The organism is Streptomyces sp. NBC_00005, from assembly GCF_045160215.1.
In the GTDB taxonomy this organism is placed as follows: Bacteria; Actinomycetota; Actinomycetes; order Streptomycetales; family Streptomycetaceae; genus Streptomyces.
In genome coordinates, this window is the sequence record NZ_CP108316.1 from 5953497 (window position 1) to 5970866 (window position 17370).

Below are 17370 nucleotides of genomic sequence, written 5' to 3' on the forward strand. Positions count from 1 at the left end.
ACTTGGCCGCCGCGTGCGGGGGCCCGGTTCACCCCAACTGCCGGTACCGCCCCCGGAAATACGCCAGTGGGCCCCCGTCCGCGCTGGGTAGCCCCGCCGTCAGTACGCGGCCGATCACCAGGGTGTGGTCTCCGGCCCGTACGCGTTGTTCCGTGTGGCATTCCAGGGTGGCCAGGGCGCCGCGCACCAGAGGGGCGTCGGTTGCCTTGCCGCGGGCGTAGGGGATGTCCTCGAACAGCAGGCGGTCGCTGATGCGGCCCTTCATGGCGAAGCGGCCGGCGATGTGGCGTTGGCTCTCGGAGAGGACCGAGACCGCCCACAGGGGCTGTTCGTCGAGCAGGTCGTCCATGCGGGAGCCCTCGCGCAGGCTGACCAGGACCAGGGGCGGATCGAGGGAGACGGACATGAAGGACGTCGCCGTCATGCCGACGTCCTCGCCCACCGGCGCGGACGGGTCGTCCGGGTCGAGGGAGGGCTCCTGTGCGGTCACCAGGACCACGCCCGCGGCCAGCCGGGACATGGCGGCGCGGAACTCGTCGTTGCTCACCCCCTCAGCATGCCCGGAGGCGGGCGGGGCGGTGATCGGGAATGTGGCAGCGGGAGTGTTCGGCACGCCGGAAACGCTAATGTCCGCCCTGCACGGGCCGCATCGGGCCACAGTCCGAGACCGGACCTAGGACCACCGACGGAGACCGAGAGAAGATCCCGCGGAGTCTCGGCGAAGGCCATGGGGAGCGCCCGACGTACCCTTGTGCGGCATCTCCACAAACCCACAAAGTTTGCGTTCGGTAAACGCACAGGGAAAACGCAGAAACCCCACTCAATTGTTCATCTTTCGCTGTGACTTGAGTCACAAGGGGCACTAATTGTTGACCCTGTGTACCGAGTGGGCAGCGCGCTGTGATTCAGTGGCTGGGAAGCTGCCAGAACGATACGCCGATGAGAACCCTTGATTCGCTGCGAGGTCTCGGGGGGGAGGGCGAGCAATGGAGACCGAGTCGGAGCCCTACGTCCGCCTTGCGACTCTGCGGCAACTGCACCAGGTCATGGCTGACATGAACACGGCCCGCAGCCTGGCGGACACCCTGCAGACCGTCGCCGACGGCGTGGTCCAAGGCCTCGGCTATGAGCTGGCGTGCGTCAACCTGGTCCGCCCCGACGGCGACCTCGTGGTCGCCGCCTTCGCCGGCAACGCGGCGGCCGAGGCGCTCATCACCGGCCGTGTCGGCTCCCGCGACTCCTGGGAGCGCCGCCTGAGCATGGGCGAGCACTGGGGCGACCTGGTCTTCATACCGCACACCGAGGGCTGGATCCTCGACGACGACGACGTCCCGCAGTGGTACACCGACGGGCCCGCGCCCCGCTTCGAGGACGAGTGGCACCCCTCCGACCGGCTGTTCGCTCCCATGTACACGCCGGGCGGGCCCGGCGGCTCCTGCGGTGAGCTGATCGGCGTCCTGTCCGTGGACCGGCCGCGCAACGGCCGGCGGCCGGGCGCATGGGGGCGCGAAGCGCTCCAGATGTACGCGTTCCAGGCCGCTATCGCGATCAGCAACGCGCGTCTACGTGCCAATATGCAGCGCGCACTGGTCAGACTCGAACGCGAACAGCAGGCTCTCAGAGCCAGTGAAGAGAGCTTTCGGCAGGCCTTCGAGTACGCCCCCTCCGGCATGGCCATCGCCGAGATGGGCGGCGACCAGCACGGCCGGATCCTGCGTACCAACGACGCCCTGTGCCGTCTGCTCGGCCGCCCCGCCTCCGCGATGCGCCGCTACGCCTTCTCCGACCTCGTCCACCCCGAGGACATCGGCACGCTGCTGCGGACCTCCGCCGAGGGCGGGCGCGCCGAACTGCGTCTCGGGCGCCGGGACGGCACGTACGTCTGGGTCTCCCTTCGCAACAGCGTTGTTGCCGACGCCGCCGACGGCCCCCGCTTTCTGCTGACCCACGTCGAGGAGATCGAGGAGCGCAAGCGCCGCGAGCTGCAGCTCGCCCACCGCGCCTCCCACGACTCGCTCACCGGTCTGCCGAACTCCGCCGAGCTGCGCTCCCGCCTCTCCTCCCGTCTGTGTCAGCGCGCCGACCACCCCGGCGCCCTCGAGTCCCTGGACGCGGCCTACGGCCATCCCGTCTACGACGCCGGCGGCCACGGCTTCGACTTCCGGCCGGGCGGCGCCGTCGAGGTGTACGACGGCTTCGATCACCATGTGCACACGGCCGCGCCCGAGGGCGAGCACGACGACGGCGCCAAGGGGCTCGCGGTCCTCTTCTGCGACCTCGACGGCTTCAAGTCGATCAACGACCGGTTCGGGCACAACGCCGGTGACGCGGTGCTCATCGAGGTCGCCCGGCGGCTGTCGCGCCAGGTGCGCGACGGCGACACCGTGGCCCGGCTCGGCGGCGACGAGTTCGTGGTGCTGGCCGACGGGCTCGGCAAGGCCGACGCCCAGGACCTCGCCGTACGTCTGCGCAACGAGATCATCCAGCCCATCCGGGTCGACGGCCGGGCCATGCGCGTGGGTGCCAGTTTCGGCATCGGGTGGGCGCACTGCGGAATGACTGCGGACGAAGTGTTGAAGTCCGCCGACGAGCGGATGTACGTAGAGAAACGATCTCGTCCCAAACAGCACAGACGCGCGGGTTGATCTCCAGGTCAGGGGCCAGGTCCCTGATGCGATGCGATCCGAGTCACCCGTTTGGGCCAGCGGGAGCGGGTAGGCTCGCCATTCTGACCCTACGTATCGCACCGACCCGCACCTGCTGAGGAGTACCCAGGGATGACGTCCGGCAACAACGGCGCCAGTACGCCCGAGGACGACGACCCGTTCGGCTACCTCTACGCCGACGGGCAGGCCAACGGAGCCCAGCCGCCGTCCGGTGGCGGTGGCTACGGCTACCCGGGCTCGGTCAACCGGGTGCGTCCGGTCGGCGAGCGGCAGTACGGCCAGCCGGCCCAGGCCCAGCAGACGGCCGCCTACGGCCAGGTGCCGCAGCAGCAGGGCACGTACGGCCGGCCGAACGCCAACTATGCGGCGCCGGAGACCTTCCCGGGCGGCGGTGCCCCCACGGCTCCGCAGCAGCCCGCGTACAGCGACGGTGGTGGCCGGGGCCGCGGCCCCAACACCAAGGGCCTGCTGATCGGCGCGATCGCGGTGGTCGCCGCGGTCGTCATAGGCATCGGCGTGGCGATGATGAACGGCAACTCGGACGACAAGGCGAGCGGCGACGCCTCCAGCACGCCGTCCACGGGGCAGAGCTCGAAGCCGAGCCAGTCGGCGAGCGCCAGCGCGGTGGGGGATCTGCCGAAGACGGACGCGAAGGCACTGAGCCTCGGGACCGGGGTGACCACCGCGTCTGACGTCAAGGGTGCGAAGGCCGATGGCGGGGTCTACGTGACGGGTTTCAACCAGGTCGGAGCCACGGTCACCTGGACCGTCAACGGCATTGAGAAGGCAGGCGACTACCGGCTGTACTCCCGCTACAGCATCCCTGGCGTCGACGCCAATGCGACGCTGGTGGTGAACAGCAAGGCGAACAGCCAGCCGCTCGGCTTGAAGAACTTCATCGGCTCTCCCAAGGGAGACTACGAGAAGGGCTGGCAGTCCACGTGGGCTCCGGTCACCTTGAAGAAGGGGACCAACGTCATCGAGATCGCGTGCAACCAGGGCAACCAGTGCGACGCGCTTCTCGATCAACTGTGGCTTGAGTAGGGGCCGGACAGCCAAACGGTCCGCCGGAGGAACCGGCGGACCGTCATGAAGCTCAGGCAACTGGCCTTCAAAAAGGCCGCGGCACTAACCTCCGTAGACTGCGATCCCCGTAACGGTGTTACCGGGGTTGTCCGAGTAGGTGTGCGGCTTCAGAGTGATCAGCTTGGTGCCGACGTCGCAGCCGGTGCCGGGCGTGATGTGCCAGAACTCAATGCGATAGGACGTCTGGTTCGAGACGGACCGGGCAGTGGTGAACGGATAGCAGCCGGGCGTTACAGACATGACGGTCCTGGTTCCCGTCCTGTTCTTCCCCGACCATCCGCAGACCTTCCCCTGCGGGCAGGTGTTGGGGTCAGCCGCCGCGGCCGGTGTGGCAAAGGCGCCGGCCAGCAACGCGCCGGTCAGAGCCACTGTCGTCAGGCCTTTTTTGAGCGCGCTCATATGAGGTTCCCCCTACTGATATCTTTCGCTGCTGGTCAATGCAGCGAACACGTGATCATCCGATCATTCGGCTGTCACGAGGGGAAGGGCGTTTCTCGGCCAAACTGCTGGGAGGGCATGTCCGGCGAGGGTTGCAAGGCTTTCACGCCGCCGTCACCGACACCTGCGCCAGGAGTTTCTCGTAGGCCGCGCGGTCGAAATCGCCCGCTGTCGGGGACCGTACGGTGGCTGCCGACAAAGCGACCGCGCGGGTGAGGCAGTCCGGCCAGGGGAGTTGGTCCCGCAGGCCGGAGAGGAGGCCGGCGACGGCCGAGTCGCCGGCGCCGGTGGGGTTGCCGTGCTCGGGGGAGGGCGGGACCGCGCGCCAGCGGCCCTCCGGGGTGAGCGCCAGCAGGCCCTGCGGGCCAAGGGAGACGACCACCGCACGGGCGCCCCGCCGCCGGGTGTCCTGTGCTCCGCGCAACGGCTCGTGGGAGCCGGTGAGTTCGGCCAGTTCGTCGGTGTTCGGCTTGACGATGTCCGGGCGGGCGGCTACCCCGCGGCGCAGGGCTTCGCCGCTCGTGTCGAGGAGTACGGGGACTCCGGCCGCCCTCGCCGTCCGCACGAGCCCGGCGTACGCGCCCACCGGCACGCCCGGCGGCAGGCTGCCGCAGAGGGCGACCGCGGATGCCGATGCGAGCAGGTCCTCGTAGGACTCCTGGAAGGCGGACCACTCGGCGGGTGTGATGGTGGGGCCGGGTTCGTTGAGTTGGGTCGTGTCGCCGGTCTGTTCGTCCACGACGGCGATGGTGCGCCGGGTCGGGGCCGAGACCGGGACGAGTGCGTCCACCAGCCCCGGTGTGGCGGTCAGTTGGTCCTGGACGATGCGGCCCGTCGCACCGCCCGTGAAGCCGGTGACCGTCACCTCGTGGCCGAGGGCCGCCAGCACGCGGGCCACGTTCAGGCCCTTGCCGCCGGGGCGTTCCGTCACCTCGCTGACCCGGTGCGAGATGTGCGGCCTCAGCGCCGGTACGCGGTACGTGATGTCGAGAGCGGTGTTCAGCGTGACCGTGAGGATCACCTGGGCCGACCTCCCCCGAAGAAAGAATGCGGAACGCGTGTGCCGTTTCTGTCCGTCCGGAAGAGTGATCATGCCAAACGGACGGCGATCGTCCCAGTCTCCCAGGACAACCGCCGCCCTCAACAGCCGGACACATCACCCCAGTTGGGGATCGACCACCCATTCGCCGCGGCGCATCACGCCCTTGAGGTCGAATTGATGGTCAAGAATCACCAGGTCGGCGTCCTTTCCGGGCTCCAGGGAGCCGACGGTGTCATACATGCCGAGCACCTTGGCCGGGTTGGCCGAGCTGGCGGCCACGACGTCCTCCACCGGCAGCCCGTCGACGGTCGCCGCCCGCTTGAACGCGCGGTCCATGGTGAGTGTCGACCCCGCGATCGAACCGCCCTCCACCAGCCGCGCCACGCCTTCGCTGACCTCGACCTCCAGTGGGCCGAGCAGATAGCGCCCGTCTCCGACGCCGGCCGCGTCCATCGCATCGGTGATGAACGCGACCCGCCCCGCGCCCGCGTGATGGAACGCCAGCTGGAGTGAGGCGGGGTGCAGGTGCGTGCCGTCGTCGATCAGCTCGACGGTGATGCGGTCGTCCTCCAGGAGGGCGGTGATCGGGCCGGGGGCCCGGTGGCCGATCTGCGGCATCGCGTTGAAGAGATGCGTCGCGACCGTCGCTCCCGCCTCGATCGCCTCCACCGTCTGCTCGTACGTCGCGTCCGTGTGCCCGATCGCCGCGATGACGCCGTGCTCGGCCAGCAGCCGTACGGAGTCGAGGCCGCCCGGCAGTTCGGTGGCGAGCGTGACCATCCTGGCCCTGCCGCGCGCCGCGTCGAGCAGCTTGCGCACCTCCGCCGGGTCCGGATCGCGCAGCAGCGCCTCGGAGTGCGCGCCCTTGCGGCACGGCGAGATGAACGGGCCCTCGAAGTGAATGCCCGCGATCTCGCCCTGCTCGGCCAGCTCCGACAGCAGCCCGGCCTGCTTGACCAGGATGTCCATGTCGTCGGTGACGGTCGAGGCGACGAGGGTGGTGGTGCCGTGGCGGCGGTGGGTGTGGACGGCCTTGAGCACGTCGTCCACCGGGCCGGAGAAGGAGGCTCCGCCGCCGCCGTGGTTGTGGATGTCGATGAAGCCCGGCACGATCCAGTGGCCGCTGACGTCGATGGTCTCGGCGTTCTCGGGAGCCGCTCCGGCGATTCGGGTGCCGTCGATGACGACGCGGCCGTCGGTCACCGTGCCGGTGGGCAGTACCACCCGGGCGCCGGTCAGTACCTTCGGGTGCGTCGTGGCGGGTCGCGCCCCGCGGCTGAGCCGCATGTCGGCGCTGTCCCGCGCCCCAGGGGGGGTGGCCATCAGGGCGTTACCTCCGTGCGGTCGGTGGTGGCTAGGAGATCCCAGGCAAGGAGTCCCGCGCCCAGGCATCCGGCGCTGTCCCCCAGCGCCGCAGGGACGATCGACGGCAGTTTCTGGAACGTGACCCGCCGCCGGACGGCGTCCCGGAGCGGTGTGAACAAGGTTTCCCCCGCCTCGGCCAGGCCGCCACCGATGATGAGGGTGCGCGGGTCCAGCAGGGTGAGGGCGGTGACCAGGCCGTCGGCCAGTGCGTCCACCGCGTCCTGCCAGACTCGTACGGCGTTCGGGTCGTCGGACGCGACGGCCTTCGCGCAGTCGGCGGCGTCCGCGTCGGGGTCGCCCGAGGCCGCCGCCCACGCCTCGCTGACGGCCGCCGCGGAGGCGTACCGCTCCAGGCAGCCGATCTGCCCGCACGGACAGGGGCTGCCCCCCGGCCGTACGACGATGTGGCCGATCTCGCCCGCGAAGCCGTGCGCGCCCGCCTCCACCCGGCCCGCGATGCCGATCGCGCCCGCGATGCCGGTGCCGAGGGGCACGAAGAGGAAGCGGTCGGCGCCCTTGCCCGCGCCGATCCGGCCCTCCGCCAGGCCGCCGGTGCGCACGTCGTGGCCCAGGGCCACCGGGACGCCGAGTTGTCCGGCGAGCAGGTCGCGCAGGGGGACGTCGCGCCAGCCGAGGTTGGCCGAGTAGGAGGCGATGCCCCGGTCGGCGTCGACGATGCCGGGGACGGCGACGCCGGCCGCGGACGCGGGCTCGCCGAAGTGCTCGGCGCCGTAGGCACTGAGTTCGGCGGCGAAGGCGAGGATGCCCTCGACGACCGCGTCCGGACCGCGCTCACGCCCCGTCGCCCGGCGGGCCTGATGGAGCAGCACGGGGGGCCCGGGGGCCCGCGGCGGCAGCCCCTGATCGAGGCTGCCCCCGGAAGGCACAGTGCCGGCGGCGACCAGCGCGGCCTTCATCCCGGTGCCGCCCACGTCGAGGGCGATGACATGTCTCACGGGGACAGTGTGGCCCCCCGACCCGTAAGAGGTCTAGTCCACTTACGTGGTGTAGACCTATCGTGTCCGCATGTTGAACGTCGATACAGCAGGGTTGAGGTCAAAAGCAGTGCAGCGGCGAAGGACAGGAACGATCGCGGCGGTGTCCGCACTGGGCATGACGGCGGTCCTCGGCGGCTGCGGCCTCACCGGCGGATCGGGGGACGTCACCCTGAAGCTGATCGCCGCGGACTACGGCGACTCCGCCGCCAACAGCTCCCAGAAGTACTGGGACAGCCTCGCCAAGGAGTACGAGAGCAAGCACTCCGGCGTGAAGATCGAGGTCACCGTCTACTCCTGGAACGACGTGGACCGCAAGGTCAAGGAGCTGGTCGCCGCCGGCAAGGCGCCCGACATGGCGCAGATCGGCTCCTATGCCGACTACGCCGACAAGGGCCTGCTCTACACGGCCGACGACCTGCTCTCCATCACCGCCCAGGCCGACCTGGCCTCCCAGCTCGCCACCGCGGGCCAGGTCAAGGGCGTGCAGTACGGGATGCCCTTCGCCGCCTCCACGCGCCTGCTCTTCTACAACAAGACCCTCTTCAAGCAGGCCGGCCTCACCCCGCCGAAGACCTGGAAGCAGCTCGCCGCCGACGCCGGGGTGCTCAAGGCGCGGGGCGTGAAGTACCCGTACGCGCTGCCGCTCGGGCCGGAGGAGGCGCAGGCCGAGACGATGCAGTGGCTGCTGAGCGGAGGCGGCGGTTACACCGACACCGTCGGCACGTACGGCATCGACTCCGCGCAGAACGTCGACACCTTCACCTGGCTCAAGGACGACCTGGTCGACAAGGGCCTGACCGGTCCCGTCGCGCCCGGAAAGCTCAACCGCGCGGACGCCTTCGCCGCCTTCGCGAGCGGTGACGTCGGCATGCTCGACGGGCACCCCTCACTGATGAAGATCGCCGCGAAGAAGGGCGTGAAGTACGGCATGGTGCCGATGCCCGGCGTCGACGGCGAGAGCGAGAACGCCATGGGCGTCGCGGACTGGATGATGGCGTTCAAGAAGAACGGCCACGCGGATCAGGTCGGCGACTTCCTCGACTTCGTCTACAGCGAGAAGAACGTGCTCGCCTTCTCCCGCGAGTACGACCTGCTGCCGGTCACCACCTCGGCCTCCGAGGAGATGAGCACGGACAAGCAGGACGCCGACCTCAAGCCGTTCCTCGACCAGCTCCCGCTGTCCGAGCTCTACCCGGTCGACAAGACCTCCTGGGCCGCCGTCGCCGCCGCGGTCAAGAAGCGCATAGGCCAGGCGGTCGCCCCCGGCGGCAGCCCCGCGGCCACCCTCGCCCAGCTGGAGTCGACGGCGTCCACGGCGGAGAACGCGGAGTAGGGACGGAAACGGCGCGCAGTAGGCGCTGTCAGTGGCGACGGCTACGGTGCGGGGCATGGACCAGGAGCAGTTGGGCGACCGCGAGCAGACCATCCTCGCCCTCGAACGCCGGGGCTTTCCGGGCCCCGGCGCCAAGGAGCGCGCCATACGCGAGGAACTGGGCCTGGCCCCCGTCCGCTACTACCAGCTGCTGAACGCCCTGCTGGACGACGAGCGGGCCCTCGCCCATGACCCGGTGACGGTGAACAGGCTGCGCAGGGTGCGGGAGACGCGGCGGGCGGAACGCTGACGGGTCGTGGCCGGAGTGCGCTCCGGCCAGGGGTGCGCCCGGCCCCGCACGGTTAAGGTCGCCGTATGGGCACCCATACGGATACGGACTCGACGCACTCCATGGACCCCCTGCCGACGCCTGCCACACAGGCGGGCCGCGACGGACTCGCCGCGATCCTCGCGAACCCCGGGAAAGCGGTGGTCGGCCTGGACTTCGACGGCACCCTCGCCCCGATCGTGGCGGACCCCGAGCAGGCCCGCGCCCACCCGGAGGCGGTGCCCGCGCTCGCCGCCCTCGCCCCGAAGATCGCCTCCGTCGCGGTGGTCACCGGCCGCCCGGCCGGCGTCGCCGTCCGGTACGGCGGCTTCGCGGGCGTCCCCGGCCTGGAGAACCTGGTCGTCCTCGGCCACTACGGCGCCGAACGCTGGGACGCGGTGAGCGGCAACGTCAGCGCGCCCGCACCCCACCCGGGCGTCGCCGCCATCCGCGCCGAGCTCCCCGGGTTCCTCGACGGCATCGGCGCCTGGCAGGGCACGTGGATCGAGGAGAAGGGCCGCGCCGTCGCGGTCCACACCCGCCGCGCCGCCGACCCCCAGGCCGCCTTCGAGGCACTGCGCGCCCCCCTCGCGGAGCTCGCCGCCCGCCACGGCCTGATCGTCGAGCCCGGCCGTCTGGTCCTGGAACTGCGCCCGCCGGGCATGGACAAGGGCATGGCCCTGCTGGAGTACGTCCGCGAGATCGGCGCGGCAGCGGTCCTCTTCGGCGGCGACGACCTCGGCGACCTGCCCGCCTTCGCCGCCGTCGACCGACTCCGCTCCGACGGCATCCCCGGCCTGCTGGTGTGCAGCGGCAGCGACGAGGTGACCGAGCTGCGGGAGCGGGCGGACGTGGTGGTGGACGGTCCGCAGGGCGTCGTACGACTGCTGGCGGGACTGGCGGCTCAGCTGGGCTGATCGGTCAGCTCGCGCAGGGTCTGCAACTGGTCCAGGAACCACTGGGCCGGCGGGAGGGCGGTCGCCGCCGCGGCCAGCCGCTTGGTGCGCTCGGCCCGCTCCTCCGCCGGCATCGTCAGCGCCTCGTGCAGGGCCCGCGCCGTCCCGATCACGTCGTACGGGTTCACGGCGATCGCGTCCTTGCCCAGCTCCTGGAACGCCCCCGCCTCCCGGGACAGCACCAGCGCGCACCCCTCGTCGGAGACGACCGGCATCTCCTTGGCGACGAGGTTCATGCCGTCCCGGATCGGGTTGACCAGGGCCACGTCGGCGAGCCGGTAGGCCGCGAGCGAGCGGGCGAAGTCGTCCTGGACGTGCAGCACGATGGGGGTCCAACCCGGCGTCCCGTACTGGGAGTTGATCTCGTCCGCGAGCCGCTGCACCTCCGCCGTGTACTCCCGGTACACGGCGAGGTCCTGCCGCGACGGGTAGGCGAACGCCACGTGCACGACCCGCTCCCGCCACTCGGGGTGGTCGTCGAGCAGCTGTCGGTAGGCCAGCAGGCCCCGCACGATGTTCTTCGACAGCTCGGTCCGGTCGACCCGGACGATCGTCTTCCGGCCCTCGCCGATCTCCTCACGCAGGGCCGCCATGCGTTCCTCGACGTCGGCCTCGTGAGAGCGGGCGTGCAGGAACTCGGCGTCGGCGCCGAGGCCGTGCACGCCGATGAACGTCTCGCGGGTGCCCCGCCTGCCGTCGACCAGGTGCTCGATCGACCTGGGGGCGCCCGACGGCCACGTGATCTCCCAGCGATCGGGGTCGAGCCCCTGCACGCAGTACTGGAACGCCGTCGCCCACCGCCAGGTCAGGAACGCCACCCGGTCAGCCCCGAGCATGCCCTCCATCAGCCGCGCCCGGATGTCGTCCGGAAGCATCCGGAAGTACTCCGGCGGAGCCCACGGCGTGTGCGAGAAGTGCCCGATCTTGAGGTCCGGCCGCAGCTCGCGCAGCATCCCCGGCACCAGACACAGGTGGTAGTCCTGCACGAGGACCGCGGCCCCCTCGGCCGCCTCCTGGGCCAGCGCCTCGGCGAAGGCGCGGTTGTACGTCTCGTACGACGCCCACTGCCGCCGGAACTCCGCGTCGAAGACCGGCTCCAGCGGGGTCTGGTACAGCATGTGGTGGACGAACCAGAGCACCGAGTTCGCGATGCCGTTGTACGCGTCCTCGTGCACGTCGGCCGGGATGTCCAGCATCCGCACGCCGTCCTCGCCGACCCCGCGCCGGACCGCCTCCCGGTCGCCGTCGGACAGCGCCGAGCACACCCACAGGGCGCCCGCGTCCGGCCCGATCGCCGACAGGCCGGAGACCAGCCCGCCGCCGCCACGCTTGGCGGCCAGCGAGCCGTCCTCCCGCACTTCGTACGAAACCGGGCCGCGGTTGGACGCGACCAGCACCTGATGAGCAGCGTCGTGCGTGGAAGCCATAAGCCTCAACCTAGCCCGGCCCGGAAACGCTCAAACGTTTGGTTGCCCTCCGCGGGTGGTCCGTATACGGCACGTGAGCGCACGTAACGTGCCTCCCTCGGGCAACCGTCAGGCAACCTTGCGCGCCGCGTACTCGGCGATCTCCACCATCGGCGGCCGCTCCTCGGTGTCCACGGAGAAGGTGCGCGGTTCGAAGCCGTCCGCGCCCCGTTCGAACTGGGTCAGCGACGGCCGGATGAGATGCCCGCGGGCCAGCCTGAGCTGCGCCGTGCGGTAGATCGCGGCGGCCATGCGGCCCAGCGCCTGCCCGTCCTGGTGCCGGTGCTTGCGCACGCCGACGTCCACCTGGGCGAGCGCGTCGAGGCCCACCAGATGCAGGGCGTCGACCAGCATGCCCAGCTCGACGCCGTACCCGACCGGGAACGGCAGCTGTTCCAGCAGGCTGCGGCGGGCCGCGTACTCCCCGCCGAGCGGCTGCACGAAGCCGGCCAGCTGCGGCCAGTGCATGTTCAGCAGCGGGCGCGCCATCAGCTCGGTGACCCGGCCGCCCTGGCCCGCGGCGCCGCCGAGCGGGCGGTCGTACATGCCCTTGACCAGATCGATCCCGGGATCGGTGAGCAGCGGGCCCACGATGCCGGAGACGAAATCGGAGGAGAACTCCTTCAGGTCGGCGTCGATGAAGCAGACGATGTCCCCGCTGGCGACGAGGAGCGAGCGCCACAGCACCTCGCCCTTGCCGGGGACGGTCGCGATGCGGGGCAGGATGTCATCGCGGTGCACGACCCTGGCCCCGGCCGCCGCGGCGACCTCGGACGTGCGGTCGGTGGACCCCGAGTCGACGACGACGATCTCGTCGACGAGTGGGACCTGCTGCATGAGGTCGTGACGGATCACGGCGACTATGTCGCCGACCGTCTCCTCCTCGTTGAGAGCGGGCAGCACCACGCTGACCGACTGTCCCGTGCGCTGCTTGGCAGCCAGAATCTTGTGCAGCGGGCGATCGGTCACCGACCAGGAGTGGGTGCTCAGCCAGCGCTCGACTTCTTCCAGCACGTAGGCGGCTCCTCTGCGTTCTGTCAGCGAGAGTGTGATCTGCCGCCCGCTGCGGTGGCAGCCGATGAGCAGAGCCATCTCGCGGTTCGGACGACTATCTCAACTGTCCTGGCCTTCGGTTACAGTCTTGGACAACGCTGATGACCATCGCATGTCGGGGGTCGTCTCGTGTTCAACGAGTTAAACAACCGCATACCGCTCATCCAGAGGGGCAGAGGGATACGGCCCGATGAAGCCCCGGCAACCCTCCAGTCGGCTCTCGTAGATCAGTGTTGATCGTTCACGCGAGGCTCCCGGCTAGGGAAGGTGCCAAATCCGTCTCACGGCGAGATGCGTCGTGAGGAAGATGAGGAGAAAGGGCCTCGCCTCCATGGCTGCGCAGACTGTTGCAAGCACCACGAACACCGTCGATCTGGGTCCCGCCACGGCTCTCTCGTGCCGCGAGTGCGGTCACCGGGTACCCCTCGGTCCGGTCTTCGCCTGCGAGGAGTGTTTCGGCCCGCTCGAGATCGCGTACGAGTTCTCGGCCTACGACACCGAGGAGCTCCGCAAGCAGATCGAGGCGGGTCCCGCGAACATCTGGCGTTACGCGCCCCTGCTGCCCGTCCCGGCGGACGTGGCGGACAAGCCGAACATCAACCCGGGCTGGACCAAGCTCGTCAAGGCCGACAACCTGGCCCGCGAGCTCGGCGTCGAGGCCGGCAAGCTCTTCGTCAAGGACGACTCCGGCAACCCGACCCACTCCTTCAAGGACCGCGTCGTCGCCCAGGCCATCGAGGCCGCGCGTGCTTTCGGCTTCACCACCCTCTCCTGCTCCTCCACCGGCAACCTCGCCGGCGCGGTGGGTGCCGCCGCCGCCCGCGCCGGCTTCCGCTCGTGCGTGTTCATCCCGCACGACCTGGAGCAGGGCAAGGTCGTCATGGCCGCGGTCTACGGCGGCGAGCTCGTCGGCATCGAGGGCAACTACGACGACGTGAACCGTTTCTGCTCCGAGCTGATCGGCGACCCGGCCGGCGAGGGCTGGGGCTTCGTCAACGTCAACCTGCGGCCCTACTACGCGGAGGGCTCCAAGACCCTGGCGTACGAGATCTGCGAGCAGCTCGGCTGGCAGCTGCCGGACCAGCTGGTCGTGCCGATCGCCTCGGGCTCGCAGCTCACGAAGATCGACAAGGGTCTGCAGGAACTGATCAGGCTCGGGCTCGTCGAGGACAAGCCGTACAAGATCTTCGGCGCGCAGGCCGAGGGATGCAGCCCGGTTTCCGTCGCGTACAAGGCGGGGCACGACGTCGTACGGCCGCAGAAGCCGAACACCATCGCGAAGTCGCTGGCGATCGGTAACCCGGCGGACGGGCCGTATGTCCTCGACATCGCTCGCCGTACCGGCGGTGCGGTGGAGGACGTGAACGACGAGCAGGTCGTGGATGCGATTCGGCTGCTTGCCCGGACCGAGGGGATCTTCGCGGAGACCGCCGGCGGGGTGACCGTCGGCGTGACGAAGAAGCTGATCGAGAACGGTCTGCTGGACCCGACCCTGACCACGGTCGTGCTCAACACCGGTGATGGGCTGAAGACGTTGGACGCGGTGGCCGACACCGGGCTGACTGCGACCATTCGTCCCAACCTCGAGTCGTTCCGGGACGCTGGTCTCGGCTGAGTCGTAGTTCTTCTGCGGGCCGGTGGGGGCTGGTCGCGCCCACGCGGCGGCAGCCGCACATTCATTGCAGCCCCGCGCCCCTGATGGGGCGCTGTACCTGACCGGAGGTCTTGAACATGAGCGTTTCCGTCCGCATCCCCACCATCCTGCGCACCTACACCGGCGGGCAGGCCGAGGTCACCGCCGAAGGGGCGACACTGGCCGACGTCATCGCCGACCTGGAGAAGAACCACACCGGGATCGCGGCCCGCGTCCTCGACGACCAGGGCAAGCTGCGGCGGTTCGTCAACGTGTACGTGAACGACGACGACGTGCGGTTCGAGCAGGGGCTGGAGACGGCGACTCCGGACGGTGCGGGCGTCTCGATCATCCCGGCCGTCGCCGGGGGCTGACCGAACAGGTCGAACGCCCCGATTATTACCGTGGGTAACGCCAGTTACCGAGAGTTCACCGAATTGCCCCCTCCGTGAGAGAAGCGGAGGGGGCAATTCTGCATGGTTGAGCACGGTACAGTTGGGGAACCTGCTCGATTCCGCATGCCGGATGCATATGAGTTCTTACTTCTCCGGCGATGAGAAGTAGCCAAAGTGTGCAGGTCTTTTGCGTCTTATGCTCCTTTTGTGGGGCCCGACTTGCCCTGAATTCGGGCGAATTCTCGGTAAATTCCCGACCGGTCTTGCCCGGAATTCTCGTCCGATTGACCTGTTGCAGACGGCAGTTGGACAGATACATTCAGCCGCGGTCGACGCGTTCCGGCGCACGCCCCCAACCGTGGGGGGTGAGGTCTGACCCGGATCCGCGAAGTGTGGATCTGTGCAAGGGCCAGTAATAGGGGAGTTAGGCATGGCTCAGGGCACCGTCAAGTGGTTCAACGCGGAGAAGGGGTACGGCTTCATCGCGGTCGACGGTGGTGCGGATGTTTTCGTCCACTACAGTGCGATTCAGATGGACGGCTACCGCACCCTGGAAGAGGGTCAGCGGGTCGATTTCGAGATCTCGCAAGGCCAGAAGGGGCCGCAGGCGGACATGGTCCGACTGGCGACCAGCTGAAGCACGCGCCGGGTTAACTGCAGCGACGTTCTTCTTTTCTTGATCGAAGGGTCCGCGCCCCAGGGTGCGGGCCCTTCGGCATGCCCGGAGGGCCTGGCCCGGTTCCCGGGAGGTACCCGCCCAGTCCCCGGGAGGCGCTTGCACTCGCAGGGGGCGAGTGCTAATCATTGCGTTAGCACTCTGAAGGTGAGAGTGACAACGAAGGACCGGGTCGGTGAGGCCCGCAGGCCGGGTGGGGCAAGGAACCACGAGGCAGGCGAGCCGTCCGTCGCGGGCGCGGGCGCGGTCCGAAGGAATCACCCCCAGTCCTGGAGGGACCACTTCACATGGCCAAGATCATCGCGTTCGACGAGGAGGCGCGGCGCGGCCTCGAGCGCGGCATGAACCAGCTCGCGGACGCCGTGAAGGTGACGCTCGGCCCCAAGGGCCGCAACGTCGTCCTCGAGAAGAAGTGGGGCGCCCCCACGATCACCAACGATGGTGTCTCCATCGCCAAGGAGATCGAGCTCGAGGACCCGTTCGAGAAGATCGGCGCCGAGCTGGTCAAGGAAGTCGCCAAGAAGACGGACGACGTCGCCGGTGACGGTACGACCACCGCGACCGTTCTCGCCCAGGCCCTCGTCAAGGAAGGCCTGCGCAACGTAGCCGCCGGCGCCAACCCGATGGCCCTCAAGCGCGGTATCGAGAAGGCCGTCGAGGCCGTCTCCGGTGCCCTGCTCGAGCAGGCCAAGGATGTCGAGACCAAGGAGCAGATCGCCTCCACGGCCTCCATCTCCGCCGCCGACACCCAGATCGGCGAGCTCATCGCCGAGGCGATGGACAAGGTCGGCAAGGAAGGCGTCATCACCGTCGAGGAGTCCCAGACCTTCGGTCTGGAGCTGGAGCTCACCGAGGGTATGCGCTTCGACAAGGGCTACATCTCGGCGTACTTCGCCACCGACATGGAGCGGATGGAGGCGTCGCTCGACGACCCGTACATCCTCATCGCCAACTCCAAGATCGGTTCCGTCAAGGACCTGCTCCCGCTCCTCGAGAAGGTCATGCAGTCGGGCAAGCCGCTGCTGATCATCGCCGAGGACGTCGAGGGCGAGGCCCTGTCGACCCTGGTCGTCAACAAGATCCGCGGCACCTTCAAGTCCGTCGCGGTCAAGGCCCCGGGCTTCGGTGACCGCCGCAAGGCGATGCTGAACGACATCGCCATCCTCACCGGTGGCGAGGTCATCTCCGAGGAGGTCGGTCTCAAGCTCGAGAACACCTCCCTCGACCTCCTGGGCAAGGCCCGCAAGGTCGTCATCACCAAGGACGAGACCACCATCGTCGACGGTGCCGGCTCCTCCGAGCAGGTCCAGGGCCGGGTCAACCAGATCCGCGCCGAGATCGAGAACAGCGACTCGGACTACGACCGCGAGAAGCTGCAGGAGCGCCTGGCGAAGCTCGCCGGCGGTGTCGCGGTCATCAAGGCCGGTGCCGCCACCGAGGTGGAGCTCAAGGAGCGCAAGCACCGCATCGAGGACGCCGTGCGCAACGCCAAGGCGGCCGTCGAGGAGGGCATCGTCGCCGGTGGTGGCGTCGCGCTCATCCAGGCGTCCACCGTCTTCGAGAAGCTGGACCTCGAGGGTGACGAGGCGACCGGCGCCAACGCCGTGCGCATCGCGCTCGAGGCCCCGCTGAAGCAGATCGCCGTCAACGCCGGCCTCGAGGGCGGTGTCGTGGTGGAGAAGGTGCGCAACCTGACCCCGGGCCACGGCCTGAACGCCGCGACCGGCGAGTACGTCGACCTGGTCAAGGAAGGCATCATCGACCCGGCGAAGGTCACGCGCTCTGCCCTGCAGAACGCCGCCTCCATCGCCGCGCTCTTCCTCACCACCGAGGCCGTCATCGCCGACAAGCCGGAGAAGGCCGCCGCGCCTGCCGGTGGCGGCATGCCGGGCGGTGACATGGACTTCTGATCGACCTCTGGTTGATCAACGTCCTTACCGTGGGCGGCACTTCCTG

General features: G+C 69.4%; 16 protein-coding genes and 1 riboswitch. Of the genes, 9 read left to right on the forward strand and 7 right to left on the reverse strand.

The annotated features are described in order from the left end of the window. Positions 1-28: 28 nt before the first annotated feature. Positions 29-613 carry a flavin reductase family protein gene (locus OG303_RS27430; RefSeq protein WP_405871621.1) on the reverse strand — a complete coding sequence of 195 codons (585 nt, stop codon included), beginning with the start codon at positions 611-613 and terminating at the stop codon, positions 29-31. A gap of 373 nt (positions 614-986) precedes the next feature. On the opposite strand from OG303_RS27430, the gene cdgB reads away from it, so the two are divergent. Continuing rightward, positions 987-2645, forward strand: a complete 1659-nt coding sequence (gene cdgB, locus OG303_RS27435; RefSeq protein ID WP_405871622.1) for a diguanylate cyclase CdgB — start codon at positions 987-989, stop codon at positions 2643-2645. A gap of 132 nt (positions 2646-2777) precedes the next feature. Beyond that, a complete protein-coding gene (locus OG303_RS27440) occupies positions 2778-3710 on the forward strand; it encodes a carbohydrate-binding protein (protein WP_405871623.1) in 933 nt (310 codons plus the stop codon). An 84-nt stretch (positions 3711-3794) separates the two neighbouring features. Here OG303_RS27440 and OG303_RS27445 read toward each other — a convergent pair whose 3' ends face one another. From OG303_RS27445 to OG303_RS27460, 4 genes are all read right to left on the reverse strand, one after another. After that, positions 3795-4151: a peptidase inhibitor family I36 protein gene (locus OG303_RS27445; protein ID WP_405871624.1), complete on the reverse strand. Its 357-nt coding sequence runs from the start codon at positions 4149-4151 to the stop codon at positions 3795-3797. A gap of 142 nt (positions 4152-4293) precedes the next feature. After that, complete coding sequence (locus OG303_RS27450) at positions 4294-5211, reverse strand: 1-phosphofructokinase family hexose kinase (protein WP_405871625.1); 918 nt, start codon at positions 5209-5211, stop codon at positions 4294-4296. Positions 5212-5346: 135 nt separating this feature from the next. Continuing rightward, on the reverse strand, positions 5347-6519 hold the full coding sequence (nagA, locus tag OG303_RS27455; RefSeq protein ID WP_405877504.1) for an N-acetylglucosamine-6-phosphate deacetylase: 1173 nt from the start codon (positions 6517-6519) through the stop codon (positions 5347-5349). Between the two features lie 35 nt (positions 6520-6554). Continuing rightward, positions 6555-7553, reverse strand: coding sequence for an ROK family protein (locus tag OG303_RS27460; protein ID WP_405871626.1), 999 nt, complete (start codon positions 7551-7553; stop codon positions 6555-6557). 157 nt (positions 7554-7710) lie between these two features. Between OG303_RS27460 and OG303_RS27465 the strand changes: the two genes are divergently transcribed. From OG303_RS27465 to otsB, 3 genes are all read left to right on the forward strand, one after another. Beyond that, positions 7711-8928: an ABC transporter substrate-binding protein gene (locus OG303_RS27465; RefSeq protein WP_405877506.1), complete on the forward strand. Its 1218-nt coding sequence runs from the start codon at positions 7711-7713 to the stop codon at positions 8926-8928. A 55-nt stretch (positions 8929-8983) separates the two neighbouring features. After that, the gene (locus tag OG303_RS27470) at positions 8984-9217 is read left to right on the forward strand and encodes a DUF3263 domain-containing protein (RefSeq protein ID WP_405871627.1); all 234 of its coding nucleotides are present in this window, start codon (positions 8984-8986) and stop codon (positions 9215-9217) included. Positions 9218-9282: 65 nt separating this feature from the next. Beyond that, positions 9283-10152: a trehalose-phosphatase gene (otsB, locus tag OG303_RS27475; protein ID WP_405871629.1), complete on the forward strand. Its 870-nt coding sequence runs from the start codon at positions 9283-9285 to the stop codon at positions 10150-10152. Here the strand turns inward: otsB and OG303_RS27480 are convergent. Beyond that, complete coding sequence (locus OG303_RS27480) at positions 10140-11618, reverse strand: trehalose-6-phosphate synthase (protein ID WP_405871631.1); 1479 nt, start codon at positions 11616-11618, stop codon at positions 10140-10142. The genes otsB and OG303_RS27480 overlap by 13 nt on opposite strands. 108 nt (positions 11619-11726) lie before the next feature. Continuing rightward, positions 11727-12671, reverse strand: a complete 945-nt coding sequence (locus tag OG303_RS27485) for a glucosyl-3-phosphoglycerate synthase (protein WP_405877508.1) — start codon at positions 12669-12671, stop codon at positions 11727-11729. Positions 12672-12867: 196 nt separating this feature from the next. Next, positions 12868-13024: riboswitch (SAM riboswitch) on the forward strand. Positions 13025-13041: 17 nt separating this feature from the next. On the opposite strand from OG303_RS27485, the gene thrC reads away from it, so the two are divergent. From thrC to groL, 4 genes are all read left to right on the forward strand, one after another. After that, positions 13042-14325, forward strand: coding sequence for a threonine synthase (gene thrC, locus OG303_RS27490; RefSeq protein ID WP_405871632.1), 1284 nt, complete (start codon positions 13042-13044; stop codon positions 14323-14325). Positions 14326-14441: 116 nt separating this feature from the next. Continuing rightward, positions 14442-14717: a ubiquitin-like small modifier protein 1 gene (locus tag OG303_RS27495; protein WP_405871633.1), complete on the forward strand. Its 276-nt coding sequence runs from the start codon at positions 14442-14444 to the stop codon at positions 14715-14717. Positions 14718-15168: 451 nt separating this feature from the next. Then, positions 15169-15375, forward strand: a complete 207-nt coding sequence (locus OG303_RS27500) for a cold-shock protein (RefSeq protein WP_019057200.1) — start codon at positions 15169-15171, stop codon at positions 15373-15375. 326 nt (positions 15376-15701) lie between these two features. Then, positions 15702-17324 (forward strand): chaperonin GroEL, encoded by a 1623-nt coding sequence (groL, locus tag OG303_RS27505; protein WP_405871635.1) that lies wholly within the window; start codon positions 15702-15704, stop codon positions 17322-17324. Positions 17325-17370 lie beyond the last annotated feature (46 nt).